Origin of the sequence: Streptomyces sp. PTY087I2, from assembly GCF_001687325.1 — a bacterium.
Classification (GTDB): Bacteria; Actinomycetota; Actinomycetes; order Streptomycetales; family Streptomycetaceae; genus Streptomyces.
The window spans coordinates 1-21,205 of record NZ_LZRD01000060.1; the positions used below are offsets into that span (position 1 = coordinate 1).

Below are 21,205 nucleotides of genomic sequence, written 5' to 3' on the forward strand. Positions count from 1 at the left end.
GAAACCGCCATCACCACCCACCCCCACATCACCCACACCACCGTCCTCCTCCGCGAAGACCACCCCGGCAACAAACAACTCATCGCCTACACCCTCCCCACCCCCGGACACACCCCCGACACCGACCAACTCCGCACCCACGCAGCCACCCACCTCCCCGACCACATGATCCCCGCAGCATTCATCACCCTCACCGAACTCCCCCTCACCACCAACGGAAAACTCGACCGCAAAGCCCTCCCCGCACCCAACTTCACCCACCAGACCACCGGCCGCAGCCCACGCAACCCCCGCGAAGCAACCCTCTGCACCCTCTTCGCCGAAACCCTCAACCTCAACACCATCACCATCGACGACAACTTCTTCAACCTCGGCGGCGACAGCATCGTCTCCATCCAGCTCGTCAGCCGCGCCCGTGCGGCCGGGCTCGTCTTCACGCCGCGCGACGTCTTCCAGCACCGCACCGTCGAGGCGATCGCCGCCATCGCGGTGGCCACCGACGGCAGCGCGGTCGATACCCCGAACGATCCCGAAGCGGGGACCGGTGAGCTCCCGGCGACGCCGATCATCCACTGGCTCTCCGAGGCAGGCGGCGAGATCGACGGCTTCTACCAGGCCATGGTCGTCCGGACACCCGCCACCGCCACCGTGGAGACACTCACCACGACGCTCCAGTCCCTCATCGACCACCACGACATCCTGCGCCTGCGGACCACGCGGGCCGAGGGCCGCCCATGGACGTTCAGCGTCCGGCCCAGGGGCGACGTCGACGCCTCGTCGCTCCTGCGCCGCGTCGACACCGCCGGCGTCCACGGCAGCGAACTGCGCAGCCTGATGGCGGAGGAGACCAAGCCGGCTCAGGAGGCTCTCGCGCCCGACGACGGTGTCGTGCTCCAGGCCGTCTGGTTCGACGGTGGTCCGGGCGCCGAAGGGCGACTGCTCCTGATGGCGCATCACCTGGTGGTGGACGGAGTCTCCTGGCGCATACTCCTCCCGGACCTCGCCACCGCCCACGACGCGGTCGAGGCCGGACGGGAGCCCGACTTCGGACAGCCCGGAACCTCCTACCGCGGCTGGGCCCGGGGGCTGGTCGAGGCCGCCTCCACCGAGGCACGCACCGCGGAACTGGACACCTGGACCGCCATGCTCGGGGCCGAGGACCCGTTGCTCGGCAACCGTCCTCTCGACCCGGCCAGGGACACCGCGGCCACCAGCCGCGCGCTCTCCGTCGAGCTTCCGACCCACCTCACCGAGCCCCTGCTCACCACCGTTCCCGCCGTCTTCCACGCGGGCGTCAACGACATCCTTCTCACCGGGTTCGCACTGGCCGTCGCCGACTGGCGACGCCGCCGCGGGCAGAACACCACCGGAACGCTGATCGATCTGGAGGGTCATGGCCGTGAGGAACTCGTCCCCGGCGCCGACATCTCCCGCACCATCGGCTGGTTCACCAGCCTCTACCCCGTACACCTCTCCCCCGGCATCACCGAAGACGCCTGGGAAGAGATCTGGACCGGCGGCCCCGCCGTCGGCAACGCCGTCAAAAGCATCAAGGAACAACTCAGGGCCCTGCCCGACAACGGCGCCGGCTACGGCCTCCTCCGCCACCTCAACCCCGACAGGTCTCCCGCTCCCGAGGCGGACAGCGGGGTGAGCGGCGGCAGCGACGACGGCATGCGGCTCAGGTACGCGTTCGTCCTCAGTGCCGCGGCGATCGACGGACCCGACGGGCCCACGCTGTCGGCCGGCTGGTCATGGCCGCAGGAACTGATCGCCGAGGAAGACGTACGCGACCTGGCGGAGAGCTGGTTCCGGGCCCTGGAGGCGATCGTCACGCACGCCGAAGGGCCGGACGCCGGCGGTCGCACCGCCTCCGACTTCTCGCTCGGAGGTCTGTCGCAGGACGAGATCGCCGAGTTCGAAGACGACTTCCTGCTCTGAGCGGAGATCACTGATGCCGAAGGAAAACGCGATGAAGAAGTCCGGGCTCGAGGATGTTCTCCCGCTCTCGCCCATGCAGCAGGGGCTGCTGTTCCACTCGATGTACGACGAGGACGACGCCGACGTCTACACCATCCAGCTCAGCTTCGCGATCGAGGGTGAGCTGGACGCGGAAGCGCTGCGCCGGGCCGCTGCCGGTGTGTTGCGCCGGCACGCCAGTCTGCGAGCCGGGTTCCGGCCCCGTAAGAACGGCGAACCGGTCCAGGTGATCTCCCGCGAGGTGGAACTGCCGTGGGCCGAAGTCGATCTGCGTGGCCTGTCCGACGCCGAACGCGAAGGGGAGCTGGCACGGCTGATCGCCGACGACCGCGCCCGCCGGTTCGACCTGGCCCGTCCTCCGCTGATGCGCTTCACTCTCATCAGCGTCGGTCAGGACCGCTACCGGTTTCTGGTGACACATCATCACATTCTGCTGGATGGATGGTCGTTCGCCCGCGTTCTGGGTGAGCTGTTCGAGCTCTACGGCACAGGCGGTGACGATTCCGGGCTGCCTCGTGTGACGCCGTACCGCGAGTACCTCACCTGGCTGGGCCGGCAGAACCGCCCGGCCGCCGAAGCGGCCTGGCGGCACTCCCTGGCGGGCCTCGACGGGCCCTCGCTGCTCGCCACCGGGAGCCGGAGCACTTCACTCAGCCGGGGACAGCTCAGCGTGGAGCTGTCGGCCGAGCGGACCGCGGCGCTCGGCCGGGCCGCCCGGCGGGCGGGGGTGACGGTCAACACCGTGGTCCAGGCGGCCTGGGCCATGACGCTTGGGCGACTGGCCGGCCGCGACGACGTCGTGTTCGGTGCGACGGTCTCGGGCCGTCCGGCCGACATCCCCGGGGTCGAGTCGATGGTGGGTCTGTTCATCAACACCCTGCCGGTACGGGTCCGCATCGATCCCGCCGAGACCCTGAACGATCTACTGGCCCGGATTCAGGACGAGCAGTCGGAGCTGATGCCGCACCAGCACCTCGGGCTCAACGAGATCCAGCGGCTGAGCGGGCACAGCGAGCTCTTCGACTCGATCCTCGTCTTCGAGAACTTCCCGGTCGACTCTCAGAGCCTCCAGAAGTCCTCCGGTGCGCTCGGCATCGTGGCGAGCGAGAACCGCGACGACACCCACTACCCGCTCACCATCGCCGTACTCGTCGGCGAGACCATGGAACTCGCCCTGGCCTACCAGCCGGATGTGCTGGATCCCGCGCTGGCGCGGTCTCTCGCCGACAGCCTCGTGCTTCTTCTCGCCACGGTCGACGCGGACGCCGAACGTGCGGTTGGGCTGAGGCAGTTCGGCTCCCCCGAGCAGAACGCGCTGCTGCTGGCGCAGAGCACCGGACCCGTGCTGGAGCTGCCGGCCGGGGAGACGCTGCACGGCCTGCTGGAGTCGCAGGCGGCACTCACCCCGGACGCCACGGCTCTGGTGTGCGGCACGGAGCGGCTGACGTTCGCCGAGCTCAACGGCCGTGCCAACCGTATGGCCCGGCTGCTCGTCGAGCAGGGGGCCGGGCCCGAGCGGGTCGTGGCTCTCTCGCTGCCCCGCTCGGCGGACCTGGTTGTGGCCCTGTACGCGGTGCTCAAGTCGGGTGCCGGGTATCTGCCCCTGGACCCGGAGTACCCGGCCGACCGGGTGGCGTATCTCTTCGACGACGCTGCTCCCGCGTGCCTGATCACCGATCACGGCACCGCGGCGGGGCTGCCCGACGTGACGGCCGGGACACCGCGGGTCGTCCTGGACGACCCCGCGACCGAGCGGGCCCTGGCCGGTCTGCCGGACAAGGACCTCGTCCAGGCCGATCGGATCGCCCCGGTGGGGTCCGGCCACCTCGCGTATGTGATCTACACCTCGGGTTCGACGGGCCGGCCCAAGGGCGTCGCGGTCGAGCACCGCAACGCCGTGAGCCTCTTCCACAGTCAGCGGGCCCAGCTCTTCCGGCCCGGGGCGCAGGCGCTGGGAGACCGGCAGGTGCGCGCCGGCGTCACGGCGGCCTTCACCTTCGACGCGTCGGTCAACGGTCTGATCTGGATGCTGGACGGCCATGAGCTGCACGTCATCGACGACGAGGTGCGCCGGGACCCGGAGCAGATGGTCGGCTACGTACGGCAGCAGCGCCTCGACTTCGTCTTCTCCACGCCGACCTATCTGCGGCAGCTGCTGGCGGCCGGACTGATGGATGCCGCCGAGCACCGCCCGCGCCTGCTGGAGATCGGTGCCGAGGCGACCGACGACGCTCTCTGGCAGGAGATGCGGGAGCTGCCCGACGTCTCCGCCTTCAACTACTACGGCCCGACCGAATGCACCGTCGTCACCCTCTGCCTCCCCTTCTCGGAGAGCGAGAAGCCTCTGATCGGCAGGGCGCTGGGGAATACCCGGGCGTATGTCCTCGACAGTCGGCTGAGACTGCTTCCCGCGGGCATGACGGGCGAGTTGTACATCGCGGGACCGCAGGTGACGCGCGGCTATCCGGGGCGCTCGGCTCTGACATCCGAGCGGTTCGTCGCGGACCCGTACGGCGGTCCGGGCGAGCGGATGTACCGCACCGGCGATGTCGTGCGCCGTACGGCCGACGGGCTGCTGGAGTACCTGGGACGCGCGGACGACCAGGTGAAGATCCGCGGATTCCGCATCGAGCTCGGCGAGATCGACTCGGTGCTGACGGGCCACTCGTCGGTCGCGCACAGCGCGGTGGTGGTGCGGGAGGACCAGCCCGGCGTCAAGCGCCTCGTCGCCTATGTCGTCCCGGCCGGCTCGAGCGCCGACACCGAGGTGCTGCGCGCCCATGTGTCGGACCGGGTGCCGGAGTACATGGTGCCGTCGGCGTTCGTCGTCCTGAACGACCTGCCGATGACCGCCAACGGGAAGCTGGACCGCAAGGCGCTGCCCGCACCCGACTTCAGCCGCCAGGTCGTCGGCCGCGGCCCTCGCACTCCGCGCGAGGAACTGCTCTGCGGACTGTTCGCGGAGGTTCTCGGCCTGCCGGAGGTCGGTATCGACGACAGCTTCTTCGAGCTCGGCGGCGACAGCATCATCTCGATTCAGCTCGTCAGCCGGGCCCGCCGTGCTGGACTGGCTCTCACGCCCCGTGACGTCTTCCAGCTGCGAACCGTGGAGGCGCTGGCCGCCTCCGCACAGCTCGCCGAGGAGGCGGGGAGCAGCACCGCCGGAGAGTCCGGCCCGGACAGCGCGACCGGCGCGGTGCCGCTGACGCCGATCATCCACCATCTGCGGGAGACCGGCGGTCCCGTGGACGGGTTCAACCAGGCCATGATGATGCAGGTCCCGGGCGACTACGACCTCGGGACGCTGACCAAGGCGTTCCAGGGGGTGCTCGACCACCACGACGCGCTGCGGTTGCGGCTGGACAGGGCGCCGGACGGCACCTGGTCGCTGGAGGTTCCCCCCCGGGGCGCTGTCCGGGCCGAGGATGTCGTGCGCCGGGCCGACGCGCGTGCCGTGCCGCTGAGCGAGGCCGCGCAGGCCGCCCAGGAGCGGCTGTCCCCCCGCGACGGGGTGATGGTGCAGGTGGTGTGGCACGACGCGGGTCCCGACGCCCCCGGGCAGGTTATGTTCATGGCGCACCACCTCGTCGTGGACGGGGTGTCCTGGCGCATCCTGATGCCCGACCTCGTCGCCGCGTACGAGGCGGTCTCAGCCGGCCGTGAGCCGGACCTGGAACCGGTGGGCACTTCGTTCCGCGCCTGGGCCGACGGGCTGGTGCGGGCGGCCGGGGAGCGTACCGGCGAGCTGGACATCTGGACCGCCATGCTCCAGGGCGAGGATCCCCTCCTCGGTTCCCGCCCGCTCGACGCGCGCCGTGACGTCGTGGCGACGTCCGGGGGCCTGTCGGTCTCGCTGCCCGCCGACATCACGCGGGCGCTGCTGTCCCAGGTGCCCGCGGCGTTCCACGCGGGCGTCAACGACGTACTGCTCACCGGCTTCGCACTGGCGGTGACGGACTGGCAGCGGCGGCGGGGCCGCGACTGCTCCAGCGCGCTGATCGATCTGGAGGGTCATGGCCGTGAGGAACTCGTCCCCGGCGCCGACATCTCCCGCACCATCGGCTGGTTCACCAGCCTCTACCCCGTACACCTCTCCCCCGGCATCACCGAAGACGCCTGGGAAGAGATCTGGACCGGCGGCCCCGCCGTCGGCAACGCCGTCAAAAGCATCAAGGAACAACTCAGGGCCCTGCCCGACAACGGCGCCGGCTACGGCCTCCTCCGCCACCTCAACCCCGACACAGGCTGGGCGGTTCGGCCTCCGAGGAGGAAGGCGACTCCGGGAGCGGGCTGGGCGGAGCCGCCGACCCCCAGATGCCGCTGACCCACGCGCTGACGCTCAACTCGATGGCGCGGGAGACGCCCCAGGGGCCGTCCCTGGTCGCCAACTGGTCCTGGCCGCAGGAGCTGTTCGACGAGGACGAGGTGCGGGACCTGGCCCAGACCTGGTTCCGCGCCCTGCGGGCGATCGTCACGCACGCCGAAGGCCCGGGTACGGGCGGCCACACACCGTCCGACCTCTCACTGGTCCGGCTGGCGCAGAGCGAGATCGACGAACTGGAGGCCGGGCAGCCGAAGCTGTCGGACGTTCTGCCGCTCGCCCCGCTCCAGGAAGGTCTGCTCTTCCACGCCCTCTACGACCAGCAGGGCTACGACGTCTACACCGTCCAGTTCTCCTTCGAGATCGGCGGTGAGCTGGACGGCGCGGCGCTCCGGGCGGCCGCGGACACCCTCCTCAAGCGCCACGCCAACCTGCGGGCCGGGTTCCGGACTCTGGACAACGGGGAGGCCGTCCAGGTGATCCCGGCCGAGGTGCGGCTGCCGTGGTCCGAGCTCGACCTCAGTGGTCTGTCTCCGTCGCGCCGTGAGGCCGAGCTGGCCCGTCACCTGGACGAGGACCGCAACCGGCGCTTCGATCTGACCGCTCCCCCGCTGGTGCGGTTCAGTCTGGTCGCCCTCGGTGAGGGGCAGCACCTCTTCACGATCACCAACCACCACATCCTGCTGGACGGCTGGTCCTACCCGGTGCTGCTGGGAGAGTTGTTCGAGCTGTACGCCGCGCAGGGAGACGACTCCGCTCTGCCCCGGGTGGCCCCCTACCGGGACTACCTCGTCTGGCTGGCCAAGCAGGACCGCGGTGCTGCCGCGGAGGCGTGGACCCGGGCGCTCGACGGTCTCGACGAGCCGACGCTGCTGGCGCCGGTGGCCCCCGGGCGGTTGCCGGTCGTCCCGGAGCGAATCTCGCAGGAGCTGTCACCTGAGTTCGCGGTGGCCCTGCGTGAGAGGGCCCGTGAGCACGGCGTCACGCTGAACACGCTCATGGGGGTCGCCTGGGCCATCACCCTGGGACACCTGACCGGCCGGGACGACGTGGTGTTCGGCACCACGGTGTCGGGCCGACCGCCGGAGATCCCGAACATCGAGTCGATGGTGGGGCTGTTCATCAACACCCTGCCGGTACGGGTCCGGCTCGATCCCGCCGAAACGGTGGGCGACCTCCTGCGCCGCGTCCAGGACCAGCAGTCCGAGCTGATGGCCCACCAGCACGTGGGGCTCACCGACATCCGGGAGATGACCGGGCTGGGTGAGCTCTTCGACACGATCCTCGTGTACGAGAACTACCCGGTGGACAACGAGGCGATGGCACAGTCGCTCGGCGATCTGACGGTTCGGGGCACCGAGCCCCTCGACGCCACGCACTACCCGATCGGCGTCACGGTGATGCCGATGGGTGAACGGCTGCTGGTGCGGGCGGACTACCGCGGCGATGTCTTCGCCCCGGAAGCCGCCGAACGCGTCCTCGGTCACCTGCTGCGCGTGGCTGAGGCGATGACCGATCCCCTGCGTCCGGTGCGCGAGCTCGATGTGCTGTCCGACGCCGAGCGCCGCCGGCAGCTCGTCGACTGGAACGACACGGCCCGCGACGTGCCCGACGCGGTCCTCGCGGAGCTGTTCGAGGCCCAGGCCGCGCGGACACCCGACGCCGAGGCACTGCTGTCCGGCGGCACACGCCTGTCCTACGCGCAGCTCAACACCCGGGCCAATCGGCTGGCACGGCTCCTGATCGCCCGCGGGGTCGGACCGGGAAGTTACGTGGCGGTGGCCCTGCCGCGGACCGCGGAGCTGCCGATCGCTCTGCTCGCGGTGGCCAAGACCGGCGCGGCGTACCTGCCGATCGACCCGGACTACCCGGCGGACCGGGTCTCGTACATCTTCTCGGACGCGCGGCCCGTCTGTGTGATCGCCGGCACGAGCACGGCGACGGGACTGCCGGTGGACCCCTCCGACCTGGTCGTCGTCGACGGCGGGACCACGCAGGCCGCTCTGGCGGCCCTCTCGGAGGACAACCTGGCCGCCGTGGAACGGCCCGGTCCGCTCTCGCCCGCGAGCCCGGCGTACGCCATCTACACCTCCGGTTCCACGGGCCGGCCCAAGGGTGTCGTGGTGTCGGCCGGGAACCTGGTCAACTTCCTCTTCGCCATGCGTGAGCGGGTGTCTCCGCAGCCGTCCGACCGGCTGCTCGCCGTGACGACGGTAGCGTTCGACATCGCAGGGCTTGAGCTGTATTTGCCGCTGGTCTGCGGAGCGTCGGTGGTGATCGCCGCCTCGGACGAGGTCCGGGACACCGCGCTCCTCGCCGAGCTGGTGAGGAGCAGGGGGGCGACCATCCTGCAGGCGACCCCTTCGCTCTGGCAGAGTCTGGTCACCGAGCGCCCCGAAGCCGTGCGCGGCCTGCACATGCTGGTCGGCGGGGAGGCGCTGCCCGCTCCGCTGGCCCGGTCGATGGCCGCGCTCGGCTCCCGGGTCGTGAACCTCTACGGCCCGACGGAGACGACCATCTGGTCCGCCGCCGCCGAGGTCTTCGCCGAGGGCGACCCGTCCATCGGGCGTCCCATCGCCAACACCCAGGTGTACGTGCTGGACGCCGGGCTGCGGTTGATGCCGGCGGGCATACCGGGAGAGCTCTACATCGCGGGAGAGGGAGTCGCACACGGGTACCGCGGCCGGCCGGGCCTGACCGCCGAGCGCTTCGTCGCCAGCCCCTTCGGCACCGCGGGCGAGCGGATGTACCGCACCGGCGACCTGGTGAAGTGGCGGCCGGACGGACAGCTGGAGTTCGTGGGCCGTGTCGATCACCAGGTGAAGATCCGCGGTTTCCGGATCGAACTGGGCGAGATCGAGAGCGCCGTCGCCGCCCATCCGGCCGTCGGCCAGGTCACGGCGCTGGTCAGGGAGGACCGGCCGGGTGACAAGCGTGTGGTGGCCTACGTCGTGCCCGCGCGGAGCGATGAGGAGCCGGACGCCGACGAGCTGCGGAGCCGGGCGGCGCTGACGCTTCCGGAGTACATGCTGCCCTCGGCCTTCGTGGTACTGAAGGCGTTCCCGCTGACGCCGAACGGGAAGCTGGACCGCAAGGCCCTGCCCGCGCCCGACTTCGGCGGCCTGGCCTCGTCCCGCGGCCCCCGGGACCCGCGTGAGGAGGTCCTCTGCACGCTCTTCGCGGAGATCCTCGGCCTGGAGACCGTAGGAATCGACGACAGCTTCTTCCAGCTCGGGGGCCACTCCCTCCTCGCCACCCGCCTGGTCAGCCGCGTCCGTACGGTGTTCGACGTCGAACTCGCGGTGCGCGAAATCTTCGAACAGCCGACCGTCGCCGGGCTCGCGCAGCGCCTGGACACCGCCGACGGCTCCCGTCAGGCGCTGGGCGTGATGCGGCGTCCGGCGGAGATCCCGTTGTCGCCGGCCCAGCGGCGGCTGTGGTTCCTCAACCGCTTCGAGGGGCCGAACGCCGCGTACAACATTCCGCTCGCCACCAGGCTGCTCGGCGACGTGGACCCCGCTGCTCTCCAGGCCGCGCTGCGCGATGTGGTGGACCGCCACGAGAGTCTGCGGACGGTCTTCCCCGACACCGACGGCCGCCCCCGCCAGGACATCCTCAGCTCCGATGCGGCCGCCCCGGAGCTGCCGGTCACGGTGGTGTCCTCGACGGAACTGGACGGCGCGGTGGGCGCCGCGGCCCGGGAGGGTTTCGACCTGGCGCGGGACATCCCGCTGCGGGCGCGGCTCTTCCGGGTCTCCGCCGACGAGCACGTGCTGCTGATCGTGGTGCACCACATCGCGGGCGACGGCTGGTCGCTGACGCCCCTGGCACGGGATGTGGCGACGGCATACCGGGCGCGGCTGTCCGGGGCGGCCCCGGGGTGGGAACCGCTGCCGGTCCAGTACGCGGACTACACCCTGTGGCAGCGGCAGGTGCTGGGCGAGGAGAGCGACCCGGACAGCGCGCTGGCCGGACAACTGGACTACTGGCGTGCGGCGCTGGCGGATCTCCCCGAGGAGATACCGCTGCCCATGGACCGGCCGCGTCCGCCGGTGGTGGACTACCGGGGCCGGACGATTCCGCTGCGGCTGCCCGCGTACATCCATCAGCGGGTCGTGGACCTGGCGCACGCGTGCGGCGCGAGTGTGTTCATGGTGATGCAGGCCGCGGTCGCGGCCCTGCTCGGCAAGCTGGGCGCCGGGGACGACATCCCGCTCGGCAGCGTGATCGCGGGCCGCACGGACGAGGCGCTGGACGACGTCGTCGGCTTCTTCGTCAACACGCTGGTCCTGCGCACCGACCTCTCGGGCAATCCGTCCTTCCGCGAGCTCGTCGAACAGGCCAGGGCGACCGACCTGGCCGCCTACGCGCACCAGGACGTGCCCTTCGAGCGCCTGGTGGAGGAACTCAACCCGGTCCGTTCCATGGCCAGGCACCCTCTTTTCCAGGTCATGCTGGTGTTCCAGAACAACGCGACCGTGCAGACCGAGGTGCCCGGGGCCCGGATGCTCCCGTACCCGACCGGCACGGACGTCGCCAAGTTCGACCTGTCGTTCCAGTTCGGCGAGCGGCTGGACCCGGACGGCGCCCCGGCGGGCATCGAGGGCAGCATCGAGTTCGCGCTGGAGCTCTTCGACCCGGAGACGGTCGAGGCGCTGGCCGTGCGGCTGGAGCAGTTCCTCGACGTGGTGACCGCCGATCCCGCGCGCGCCGTCGCAGGGGTCGACGTCCTCACTCCGCAGGAGCGGCAAACGATCCTGGTCGAGTGGAACGACACCGAACGGCCCCTCGAACCGGTCACCCTGCCCGGGCTCTTCGAGGCCCAGGTGTCCCGCACCCCATCGGCGGTCGCCGTGGACGCCGGGCATCTCAGGCTCACGTACGCGGAGGTGAACGAACGCGCCAACCGGCTCGCGCACATCCTGCTCGAACGCGGCGTGGGGGCCGAGTCCGTCGTCGCCCTCGCACTGCCCCGCTCGGTGGAGATCGCGGTGGCCCAGCTCGCCGTGGTGAAGGCCGGCGCCGCCTATCTGCCGGTGGACCCGGACTATCCGGCCGAACGCATCGCCTACATCCTCGATGACGCGGCCCCGGTGCTGGTCATCACCGACACGGAGCACGCGGGACGGCTTCCGGAGGGCGGTGGCGCACCGCGCCTCCTCCTGGACGGCACCGATCTCTCCGGGCGGCCAACGCACAACCCGGCGGTGCCGATCCACACGGCACAGCCCGCGTACCTCATCTATACGTCCGGTTCGACCGGCCGCCCCAAGGGCGTCGCGGTCACCCACCACGGGCTGGCCAGCTTCGCGGCCGTGGAGGTGGAGCGGTTCGACGTCACGGGTGACAGCCGGGTACTGCAGTACGCATCACCCAGCTTCGACGCATCGGTGCTGGAGATCTGCATGACGTACGCGGCGGGCGCCACACTCGTGGTGCCGCCCCCGGGGCCGCTTGCCGGGGACGTGCTGGCCGAGGTGCTGCTGGAACACGAGGTGACGCACGCGCTGATTCCGCCCGCTGCGCTGGCATCGGTACCGGCCGGCGGCTTCCCCGCCTTCCGGTCCCTGGTGGTCGGCGGCGACGCCACCTCCGCGGAACTCGTCGACCGATGGGCTCCGGACCGCCGGATGGTGAATGCCTACGGTCCGACCGAGTCCACCGTCGCGGCCACGATCGGCCGGCCGCTGACGGCCGGCACGGGCACTCCGACGATCGGGCGCCCGGTGCACAACAGCCGGGTGTACATCCTGGACTCGGGTCTGAGCCCGGTCCCGGCCGGAGTCGCCGGTGAGCTGTACATCGCCGGCGCCGGCCTGGCCCGTGGCTATCTCGGTCGGTCCTCGCTGACCTCGGAGCGGTTCGTCGCCTGCCCGTTCGGCGGTCCGGGCGAGCGGATGTACCGGACCGGCGACCTGGCCTGCTGGACGGCAGAGGGTGAGATCAGGTACCTGGGGCGCGCGGATGACCAGGTGAAGATCCGGGGCTTCCGCATCGAGCTGGGAGAGATCGAGTCCGCGCTGCTCTCCCACGGCCGGGTGGCGCAGGCCGTGGTCACCGTCCGGGCGCAGCAGACCGGCGAGCCCGCGCTGGTGGCCTACACGGTGGCCGGGGACGAGGGGGCCGCCGATCAGGCGGAGCTGCGCCGGCACCTGGCGGCGTCCCTGCCCTCGTACATGGTGCCCACCGCCTTCGTACGGCTCGACGCCCTGCCGGTGACGCCCAACGGCAAGCTCGACCACAAGGCGCTGCCCGCCCCCGACCTCGGTGAGCTGGCCGGGTCGCGTGGTCCGCGCGTGCCCCGGGAGGAGCTGCTGTGCGGTCTGTTCGCGGAGGCCCTGGGCCTGGAACGGGTCGGCATCGACGGCAACTTCTTCGAACTGGGCGGCGACAGCATCGTCTCCCTTCAGCTCACCAGCCGGATCCGCTCGGTCCTCGGTGTCAAGATCAGCAACCGCGCCCTCTTCGAGACGCCCACCGTGGCATCGCTCGTCGAGAGCCTCGGCTCCGGGTCGTCGAGCGACGGCTTCGAAGGCCTGCTGCCGCTCCGCGCCGACGGGGAGAAGCCGCCGCTGTTCGCGGTGCACGCCACGGGCGGGCTCGCCTGGGGATACGGCGAGTTCCTCAAGCACATCCGCGCCGAATACCCCGTCTACGGCCTGCAGGCACGCGGTTTCAAGCCGGGCGACGAACTGGCCCGGAGCGTACCGGAGATGGCCGCGGACTACATCGAGCAGATCCGTAAGGTCCAGCCGCACGGCCCGTACCACCTCATCGGCTGGTCCATGGGTGCGTTGACCGCCTACGAGATCGCCACCCAACTCCAGGATGCGGGAGAGGAGATCGGCCTTCTGGTCAATCTCGACCAGATTCCGTTCGAGGAGTACTTCGGCGCCGATCAGCCCGAATACACCGAGCAGATCGTCTTCCGCGCACTGCTGATGGTCGCGGGATTCGACGTCGATTCCATCGGTGAGGACGTCGTATTCGAATACGCCCAGGTCATGGAAATGGTCAGCAGCCGGGACAGCGCCTTGGGGAGCCTCGAACCGCATCACATCGACGCGTTCGCCAAGGTGATGAAGAACAACTACCGCATCGTGACGGAATTCCGTCCCAAGAAGCTGCGGGGCGGCATGACGGTGATCGTCTCGACCACCGAACACGGTGAGGAGGCGGAGCAGCGCATGGTCGACAAGTGGAGTCCGTACGTCGGCGGGGGCATCGACACCCACCCCCTGGCCGTGACCCACAACGACATGATGTCGCCGGGCCCCGTCTCGGAGATCGGCCGCCTGGTCCACGACCGGCTCCGGTCTCTCGGCGGGCCGCCCGTGGCAGCTAGCTGACTCCTCCCTTGCGGCGGTCCTCCGGCCGCCTCTTTGATGAGCAGAAATGCCCGTAACGCTTGGCCAATCCCCGATGTGGAAGTGGACGGATATGGAGACAGCGATCTCTGCGGAAGGACTCCGCAAGAAATACGCGGACAATGTGGTGCTGGACAGCATCGACCTGTCCGTCGCCAAGGGCGAGGTGCTGGGACTGCTCGGTCCGAACGGTGCGGGGAAAACCACGATCGTGCGTATCCTCGCCACGCTGTTGCCGTACGACAGCGGGAAGGTCACGGTCGCCGGGTTCGACCTCGCCAAGGACAAGCGCGAGATCCGTCGCCGTATCGGTCTGACCGGGCAGTACGCGGCAGTCGACGCCCTACTCACCGGGCGGGAGAACCTCCGTCTGATCGGTGTTCTCCTGGGACTGGGGAAGCGCAAGGCGCACACCAGGGCGGAAGAGCTTCTGGAGCAGTTCGACCTGACGCATGCCGCCGACCGGCAGGCCAAGACGTACTCGGGCGGCATGCGGCGCCGACTCGACCTCGCCGCAAGCCTCGTCACCACCCCCACCGTGCTCTTCCTCGACGAGCCGACCACCGGCCTCGACGTGACCAGCAGGAAGCTGTTGTGGGGCATGGTCAGGGAACAGGTGAACAAGGGGGTGTCCGTCCTCCTGACCACGCAGTACCTGGAGGAGGCCGATCAGCTGGCCGACCGGATCGCCGTCCTCAATCAGGGCGGGCTCATCGCCGAGGGCACCCCGGAGGAGCTCAAGCGGAAGGTCGGCGGCGAGCGCCTGGAGGTGTCCGTGGCGACAGAGGCCGATCTTCCGGCCGCGATGCGGGCCGTCCGCCAGGCCTCCGCCGAGGTCCCGTCGGTCAACGAGAAGACGAAGACCGTCTCCATTCCGCTGGCCGGCGGCGTGAACACCCTCGCCTCGGTGACCACCGAACTGAAGGCGGCGGCGGTGGAGCCCGTCGACTTCGCGATCCGCCGTTCCTCCATGGACGACGTCTTCCTCGCGCTCACCGGGCAGCCGGTGTCGGCCGAAGAAGCCGACGACGCCGACGAGACAGGCCCGGGAGCCCGACCCACCGCAGAGCGGCAGACCGTTCAGGGAGAGAAAGCGGCATGACCGAGACCCTTGTCCACTCCTCTGCCCTCATCGGCCGGCACCTTCGGCATCTGGCGCGCACACCACAGCAGTTGCTGAGTGTCACGTTGCTGCCAGTGCTCTTCGTCCTGGTCTTCGGCTATCTCTTCGGCAGCGCGATGGAGGTGCCGGGCGGCCAGTCCTACCAGGACTACATCATGGCCGGCATCTTCGCCCAGGTCGTGCTCGGGAACATGGTCCTGAGCGCCCTCGGAGTCATCTCCGACCTCGACAACGGGCTGATGGACCGCTTCCGGTCGCTGCCGATGTCCCGTTCCGCCGTCCTCATCGGCCGGACCACCCACGATCTGATCCTGACCGTCTGGAGCTTCGCGCTCATGACGGTGCCGGGCTACGTGATCGGCTGGCGCGTGCACGAGGGCATTCCGTCGGCCCTGGGCGGCTTCGGCGTGATGCTCCTCCTGGGGCTGGCCGCTTCCTGGCTCGGTGCCCTGCTGGGCCTGAAGCTGGCCAACGCCGCGGCGGTGAACGCCCTCGGCTCCATCATCGTGATGCCGCTGGCGTTCCTGTCGAACGCGTTCATCCCGCTCGACGGCCTGCCCGGCTGGATGCAGGCGATCTCCCAGTGGAACCCGGTCAGTTCCGTGGTCCAGGCCACTCGGGAGCTGTTCGGGAACGCGCCGCCGGTCCCCGCCAACGCGGCGTTCCCGATGCAGCACGCGGTCCCCATGGCCGTGGCCCTCTCCCTGGCCCTGCTGGTCGTCGCGGTTCCGCTGACGATCCGCGCCTACGAGAAGGCCGCGTCGAAGCAGTAACTCCACCCCACAACGGCAGGGGGCCGGACCGCGACCGCTCATGGACGCTGTCCGGACTCTCTGCGACGAAGACCCTGCAAGAACACATCCTGCAGGGTTTCGTCATATCTCCGCGGCCCTCGGTCCAGACGTACCGATCCGGCTGCCGGATCCTGTCCGCACCGAACCCACTCCACGAAACGGGGGAATGATGATGACCGAGACGAAGGAAAGACCCAAGGGCTCCCGGCTGAGATCACTCACCGGAGTCCGATTTCCAGCACTACTCCTGGTATTCCTCAACCACATCCACCTCGGGATCCCTCTCCGCTCACCGGAGGCCGGAGAGACCTACTACACCTGGGCCGGCTGGATCGGCCAGGCAGGTCTCTCGCTCTTCTTCCTCATCAGCGGATTCCTGCTGGTGTGGACCGCGCGCGAACACGATTCCGCACTGCAGTTCTGGCGGCGCAGGTTCGTACGGATCGCGCCCCTGCACTGGGTGACCTTCGGCCTTTCGCTGGCGATCTTCGCCTATCCGGCTGTCTCCGGCACGGCGGCCGTCCTCAACTTCCTGATGGTCTCGTCGTGGTCGACCGATCCCGAAATCTTCGGCAGCATGAACGCCCCCAGCTGGTCACTGACCTGCCTGGCCCTCTTCTACCTGCTCTTTCCCGCCCTGCACCGGGCCGTGCGGCGCGTTCCGGCGCGACGTCTGTGGTGGTGCGCCGGCGCGGTGGTGGCCGCGATCATCTCCATCACGGTCGTCGTACGGGCGGTGGTCCCCGCAGACCCCATGATCCACCCCCTGTCGCCGGCGTCCTCCCTGGACGCCTTCTACTTCATCCAGATCTTCCCCGTGTCGCGCGTTCTGGAATTCCTCCTGGGAATTCTTCTGGCACGCCTGGTCATCTCCGGCCGGTGGATCGGGGCCGCCCGGCCTCTGCCCGCCACAGCGCTGCTCCTGGCGGGCTTCTTCGTCGCCTACCAGCTACCGCGTGAATACCGGCTCGTCGCCGCGATGATCATCCCGGTCGCCCTGTTCGCCGGCAGTCTCGCCGCGGCCGACATCGCGGGGCGCAAGTCCCTCCTCGCGACCCGGCCCATGCAGTGGCTGGGCGACATCAGCTTCGCGTTCTTCCTGGTCCACTGGCCGGTGATCATGTTCTTCGCCAAGGTCTTCGGCCAGCAACGGATGTACTCGGTATCCGAGTTCATCGCCGTCGCACTGCTGGATCTCACGGTCAGCATCATCCTCGCCTGGCTGCTCACCATCGGCGTGGAACGTCCGCTCGTCCAACTGCTGTCGGGCCCCCGCGGCCGGACCGAGCAGCCGCCGACGGACCCCCTGCCCTCCGTCCCTTCACCCCGACAGGGAGGCCACGACGAGGAAGTGGCGTCACAGACTCACATCTCATGACGCAAGGGGTGTCCCTCCAACCGGAGGGACACCCTTCCTCATCCTGTGGTCTCTCCTGACCATCCCCCCACACAGGAGCAGACATCATGTCCCCCGACCTCTCACGGCCCCGGCTGCCCTCCCTCACCGGCATCCGCTTCCCTCTCATGCTCGTCGTGTTCATCGGCCACGTCGCGCTCATCGTCCCCTTCGCGGATCCCGAAGCCGCGCAGTGGTACCGCCATTATCTGGGCGGAATAGGCAAGGTCGGACTGTCCTGCTTCTTCGTGCTCGGCGGATTCATCCTCACCTGGATCCACCGTGAGAAGGACTCGCCCCTGCTCTTCTGGCGCCGCAGGCTTGCCAAGATCGTCCCCCTGCACTGGCTGACGTTCGCCGTGGCCATGGTCGTCTTCGCCGGCTCCGTGACGACCTTCGAGGCGGGAGCCATGAGCTTCCTGCTTCTGCAGGCATGGTCGCCCGACCCTCAGATCTTCGGCGCCGCCAACGCCCCGAGCTGGTCGCTCACCTGCGTCGTCTTCTTCTACCTGCTGTTCCCCGTACTCCATCGAGCGATGTCCCGCGTCAAGGTCCAGCACCTGTGGTGGTGCGTCGGAGCCGTCCTGGCCGTGGTCTTCGCCATACCCGCCGTGGTGCGCGCCCTCGTACCGGCCGAGGCCGGGATGGCACCGAACGCGCCCGCCGGTTCGACGGACGCGTTCTGGATCATCCAGATCTTCCCGGTGACCCGGCTGCTGGAGTTCGTCCTGGGGATCCTGGCGGCCCGCATCGTCATGGCCGGCCGCTGGACCGGCCCGGGTCCGCTGCCGTTCGCGGTCCTGCTCGCGGTCCTCTACTTCGCCGCGCTGGAGACCCCCGCGGAGTACCGGCTGGTCGCCATGACCATCGTGCCGGTGACGCTGCTCCTCGGCTCCCTCGCGGCGGCCGACCTGCGGGGCGACCGGTCCATCGCCGCGAACCGCTTCATGGAGTGGCTCGGAGACATCTCCTTCGCCTTCCTCCTCATCCACTGGCCGGTGATGAACTTCTTCTTCCAGCAGTTCGGAGAGGAGTTCTACTCCGTCCCCAAGGCGATCGGCGTGGTCTGCCTCGATCTCTCGGCGAGCCTGGCCCTCGCCTGGCTGCTCACCGTGGCCGTGGAACGGCCGCTCGTGAGGCTTCTGTCACCGAAACGAAGGAGCAGGGAAGCCGCACGCGCACACTGAGCGGCCCGGCTCCCCTGTTCGCCGTGCGGGCGGGGTTCAGAAACCCCATTCCTCCGACAGCAGGTCGATCTCGTTCTGGTTGAGGTCCACCAGAAGGTCAGACGGGGTGAATCCGCCCGCATCCGGCGTCTCGGCGTGGGTGACCAGGGCGCCGAGCGCCTTGAACCAGCCCTCGGCCAGCGCCCGCACCTCGTCCTCGCGGAACAGCTCCGAAGGCCAGGACCAGGTGGCCGACAGCCGCGGGCCGTCCGCCTGGTCCTGGGTGACCGCGTTCAGCTCCAGCGCGTGCCCGACCGGCATGTCCGGGTCGCGTCCGTCGCCCAGGTCCACGTCGGACAGTACGGACCAGTCCGCCACGTCACCGTCGCCGTCCCCGTCCGCCATGGCGATACGCCCCAGGTAGTTGAAGCTCATCTGCGGTGTCGGCAGGGCGGACAGCGCGGCACCGGCTTCCTCATGGAGGTAGCGCAGCAGCCCGTATCCGATGCCGTTGTCCGGTATCGCCCGCAGCTGCTCCTTGACCTCCTTGAGCACCCGCCCGAGAGCGGGGCCGCCGGCCCAGACGTCGGGCCACTCCCGGTCCGGAATCCGGGGATCGAGGTGCACCGGGTACATGCTGGTGAACCAGCCGACCGTACGGGAGACGTCGAGGTCCCCCCCGAGCTCTTCCCGGCCGTGTCCTTCGAGGTCGAACACGACGCTGCGGCCCGCTCCGCGTGCTCGCTGCCAGTCGGCCGCGGCGATGGCGAAGGCCGCCAGCAGGACGTCGTTGATCCCCGCGTGGTAGATGGCCGGCAGCCGGGTCAGGAGCGGTTCGGTCAGCTCCACCGGCAGGGAGAGCGTGAGCCTGCGGGCGGTCGCGGCCCTGTCCCGGGCCGGGTCCAGCGCTCGGCTTCCCAGCGACCGCCGGGGTTCTCCGAGCATGGACGTCCAGAGCGGCAGTTCCTCGACCCTGCCCGGCTTCCCGGCCTCCTCGGCGAGACGCCGCGCCCAGCTCCGGAAGGAGGTGCCCGTCTGCCCGGGGCCCGGGTCACGTCCCTCGACCGCGGCCCGGTAGAGCTCCGGCAGCTCTGGCGTCAGCAGGCGCCAGGAGATCCCGTCGACCACCAGGTGGTGGATCACGAGAAGAAGCCGGCCCGCCGATTCAGCGCCCGCGTCGAACCAGACGGCTTGCAGCATCACCCCGGATTCCGGGTCCAGTCGCCGTTGGGCAGCCCTCGCCTCCTCCGTGATGTCCGTGTCATGCGCGTCCACCCGGCGCAGGACGTCCTCCGCCCGGACCTTCCCGGGCGGTCGTACCTCCAGCTCCCACTCGCCACCGGCATGACGGGTCAGCTGGGCGCGCAACACGTCGTGCCGGTCCAACAGCGCCTGGACCATGGCCGACATCGGCTCGGTGGCGCATCCGGGCGGGGTCCGCACCATCATGGCCTGCTGGAAACCGTCGGCCGGGCCGCCGAGTTCCCGTAGCCAGTGCATGATCGGGGTCAGCGGCACCAGGCCGAGTCCCGCCTCGGCCGACTCGTGGACAACCGCGGAGACCGGCACGGCGACCTCGGCGAGGGCGGCCGGGGTCTGGCAGTCGAAGACGTCCCGCGTCCTGATCAGCAGCCCGGCCTTGTGCGCCTTGCTGACGAGCTGCAGGGAGACGATGCTGTCGCCGCCGAGCTCGAAGAAGTTTCCGTCGACGCCGACGCGTTCGAGGCGCAGGACCTCGGCGAAGAGGTCGCAGAAGACCTCTTCCTGTACGGTGCGCGGCTCCCGGGTGCCCAGGAGGTCCCCGAAGTCGGGGGCGGGGAGCGCCTTGCGGTCGAGCTTGCCGTTGACGGTGACCGGGAGCGTGTCCAGGGTGACGAAGGCTCCCGGCACCATGTACGAGGGCAGTGCCTCGGCCACATGCCGGCGCAGCTCCGCATGGTCCGTGGTGAGGCCGACGGCGGGCACGAGGTAGGCGACCAGGACGGCGACACCCGGCTGATCCTCCCGGATCAGGACCGCGGCCCGGTCCACCGTCCCGTGGGCGTTCAGCACGGCCTCGACCTCGCCGAGCTCGATGCGGTAGCCGCGGAGTTTGACCTGGTTGTCGGCGCGGCCGAGGTAGTCGAGTTCGCCGTCCGCCGTCCAGCGGGCGATGTCGCCCGTGCGGTACATCCGCTCCCCCGTCGTGCTGTACGGGTCGGCGATGAAGCGCTCGGCGGTCAGCCCGCGCCGCCCGAGGTAGCCGCGGGCAAGACCCTGGCCCGCGATGTACAGCTCGCCCGGCACTCCGGCGGGGACCGGCCGCAGACCCGCGTCGAGGACGTAAACACGACTGTTGTGAACCGGTCGGCCGATGGGCGGCGTCCCGCTCTGCCCGGTCAGGGGGGCGCTGGTGGTCGCCATGACGGTGGATTCCGTCGGACCGTAGGCGTTCACCATGCGGCGCCCCGGCGCCCACCGGTCGACCAGCTCCGCCGAGGTGGCGTCACCTCCGACGATGAGGGTGCGGAAGGCGGGGAAGTCACCGGGCCGCACAGCGACGGTGGCCAGGGCCGCCGGCGGGATCAGCGCGTGGGTCACCGCGCTGTCCCGCAGCACGGCGGCCAGCACGTCGTCGGCCAGCGGACCCGGCGGCGGAACCACGAGCGTGGCGCCGGCCGCGTAGGTCATGCAGATCTCCAGGACGGACGCGTCGAAGCTGGGCGAGGCGTACTGCAGGACCCGGCTGTCGGCGGTGACGTCGAAGCGTTCGAGTTCGGCGGCGGCGAACGAGGCCAGGCCTTTGTGGGTGACGACGACGCCCTTGGGTCGGCCGGTGGAGCCGGAGGTGTAGATGACGTAGGCGGGGTGGGTGAGCTGTACGGGGACGGCGGGGTTGTGGCGCGGCCGGCCGGTGGTGAGGTCTGCGGTGTCGATCAGGAGGTGTGGGACCCGGTCGTGTTCGGGGAGCCGGGGGGCGTGTTCGGTGTCGGTGATGAGCAGGGCGGGCGCGGCGTCGTCGAGGATGTAGCTGATCCGGTCGGCCGGGTAGTCCGGGTCGACGGGCAGGTAGGCGGCT

General features: G+C 70.0%; 8 protein-coding genes. 7 read left to right on the plus strand and 1 reads right to left on the minus strand.

What is annotated here, in order from left to right:
• The 7 genes from A3Q37_RS34400 to A3Q37_RS34430 all read left to right on the plus strand — a co-directional run.
• A partial coding sequence (locus tag A3Q37_RS34400; RefSeq protein WP_255312038.1) for a condensation domain-containing protein occupies positions 1 to 1,941 on the plus strand: 1,941 nt, incomplete at its 5' end.
• A 13-nt stretch (positions 1,942 to 1,954) separates the two neighbouring features.
• Positions 1,955 to 6,304: a non-ribosomal peptide synthetase gene (locus tag A3Q37_RS34405; protein WP_079138116.1), complete on the plus strand. Its 4,350-nt coding sequence runs from the start codon at positions 1,955 to 1,957 to the stop codon at positions 6,302 to 6,304.
• The gene (locus tag A3Q37_RS34410; RefSeq protein ID WP_065491020.1) at positions 6,295 to 13,650 is read left to right on the plus strand and encodes a non-ribosomal peptide synthetase; all 7,356 of its coding nucleotides are present in this window, start codon (positions 6,295 to 6,297) and stop codon (positions 13,648 to 13,650) included. The genes A3Q37_RS34405 and A3Q37_RS34410 overlap by 10 nt, the downstream gene beginning before the upstream one ends.
• A 91-nt stretch (positions 13,651 to 13,741) precedes the next feature.
• Positions 13,742 to 14,770 (plus strand): ATP-binding cassette domain-containing protein, encoded by a 1,029-nt coding sequence (locus tag A3Q37_RS34415; protein ID WP_065491022.1) that lies wholly within the window; start codon positions 13,742 to 13,744, stop codon positions 14,768 to 14,770.
• Complete coding sequence (locus A3Q37_RS34420) at positions 14,767 to 15,564, plus strand: ABC transporter permease (RefSeq protein ID WP_065491024.1); 798 nt, start codon at positions 14,767 to 14,769, stop codon at positions 15,562 to 15,564. Before A3Q37_RS34415 ends, A3Q37_RS34420 begins: the two co-directional genes overlap by 4 nt.
• A 193-nt stretch (positions 15,565 to 15,757) precedes the next feature.
• The gene (locus tag A3Q37_RS34425) at positions 15,758 to 16,963 is read left to right on the plus strand and encodes an acyltransferase (protein ID WP_065491030.1); all 1,206 of its coding nucleotides are present in this window, start codon (positions 15,758 to 15,760) and stop codon (positions 16,961 to 16,963) included.
• Between the two features lie 86 nt (positions 16,964 to 17,049).
• On the plus strand, positions 17,050 to 18,168 hold the full coding sequence (locus A3Q37_RS34430) for an acyltransferase (protein WP_065491027.1): 1,119 nt from the start codon (positions 17,050 to 17,052) through the stop codon (positions 18,166 to 18,168).
• Between the two features lie 36 nt (positions 18,169 to 18,204).
• Here the strand turns inward: A3Q37_RS34430 and A3Q37_RS34435 are convergent.
• Positions 18,205 to 21,205 (minus strand): non-ribosomal peptide synthetase (locus A3Q37_RS34435; protein ID WP_141693643.1); only part of this gene is annotated, 3,001 nt, incomplete at its 5' end.

What these genes read in the sequence shown, in the direction of transcription:
- A3Q37_RS34420 (WP_065491024.1), top strand. Translation starts at nt 14,767, where the DNA reads ATGACCGAGACCCTTGTCCACTCCTCTGCCCTCATCGGCCGGCACCTT.
- A3Q37_RS34415 (WP_065491022.1), top strand. Translation starts at nt 13,742, where the DNA reads ATGGAGACAGCGATCTCTGCGGAAGGACTCCGCAAGAAATACGCGGAC.
- A3Q37_RS34410 (WP_065491020.1), top strand. Translation starts at nt 6,295, where the DNA reads ATGCCGCTGACCCACGCGCTGACGCTCAACTCGATGGCGCGGGAGACG.
- A3Q37_RS34425 (WP_065491030.1), top strand. Translation starts at nt 15,758, where the DNA reads ATGACCGAGACGAAGGAAAGACCCAAGGGCTCCCGGCTGAGATCACTC.
- A3Q37_RS34430 (WP_065491027.1), top strand. Translation starts at nt 17,050, where the DNA reads ATGTCCCCCGACCTCTCACGGCCCCGGCTGCCCTCCCTCACCGGCATC.
- A3Q37_RS34405 (WP_079138116.1), top strand. Translation starts at nt 1,955, where the DNA reads ATGCCGAAGGAAAACGCGATGAAGAAGTCCGGGCTCGAGGATGTTCTC.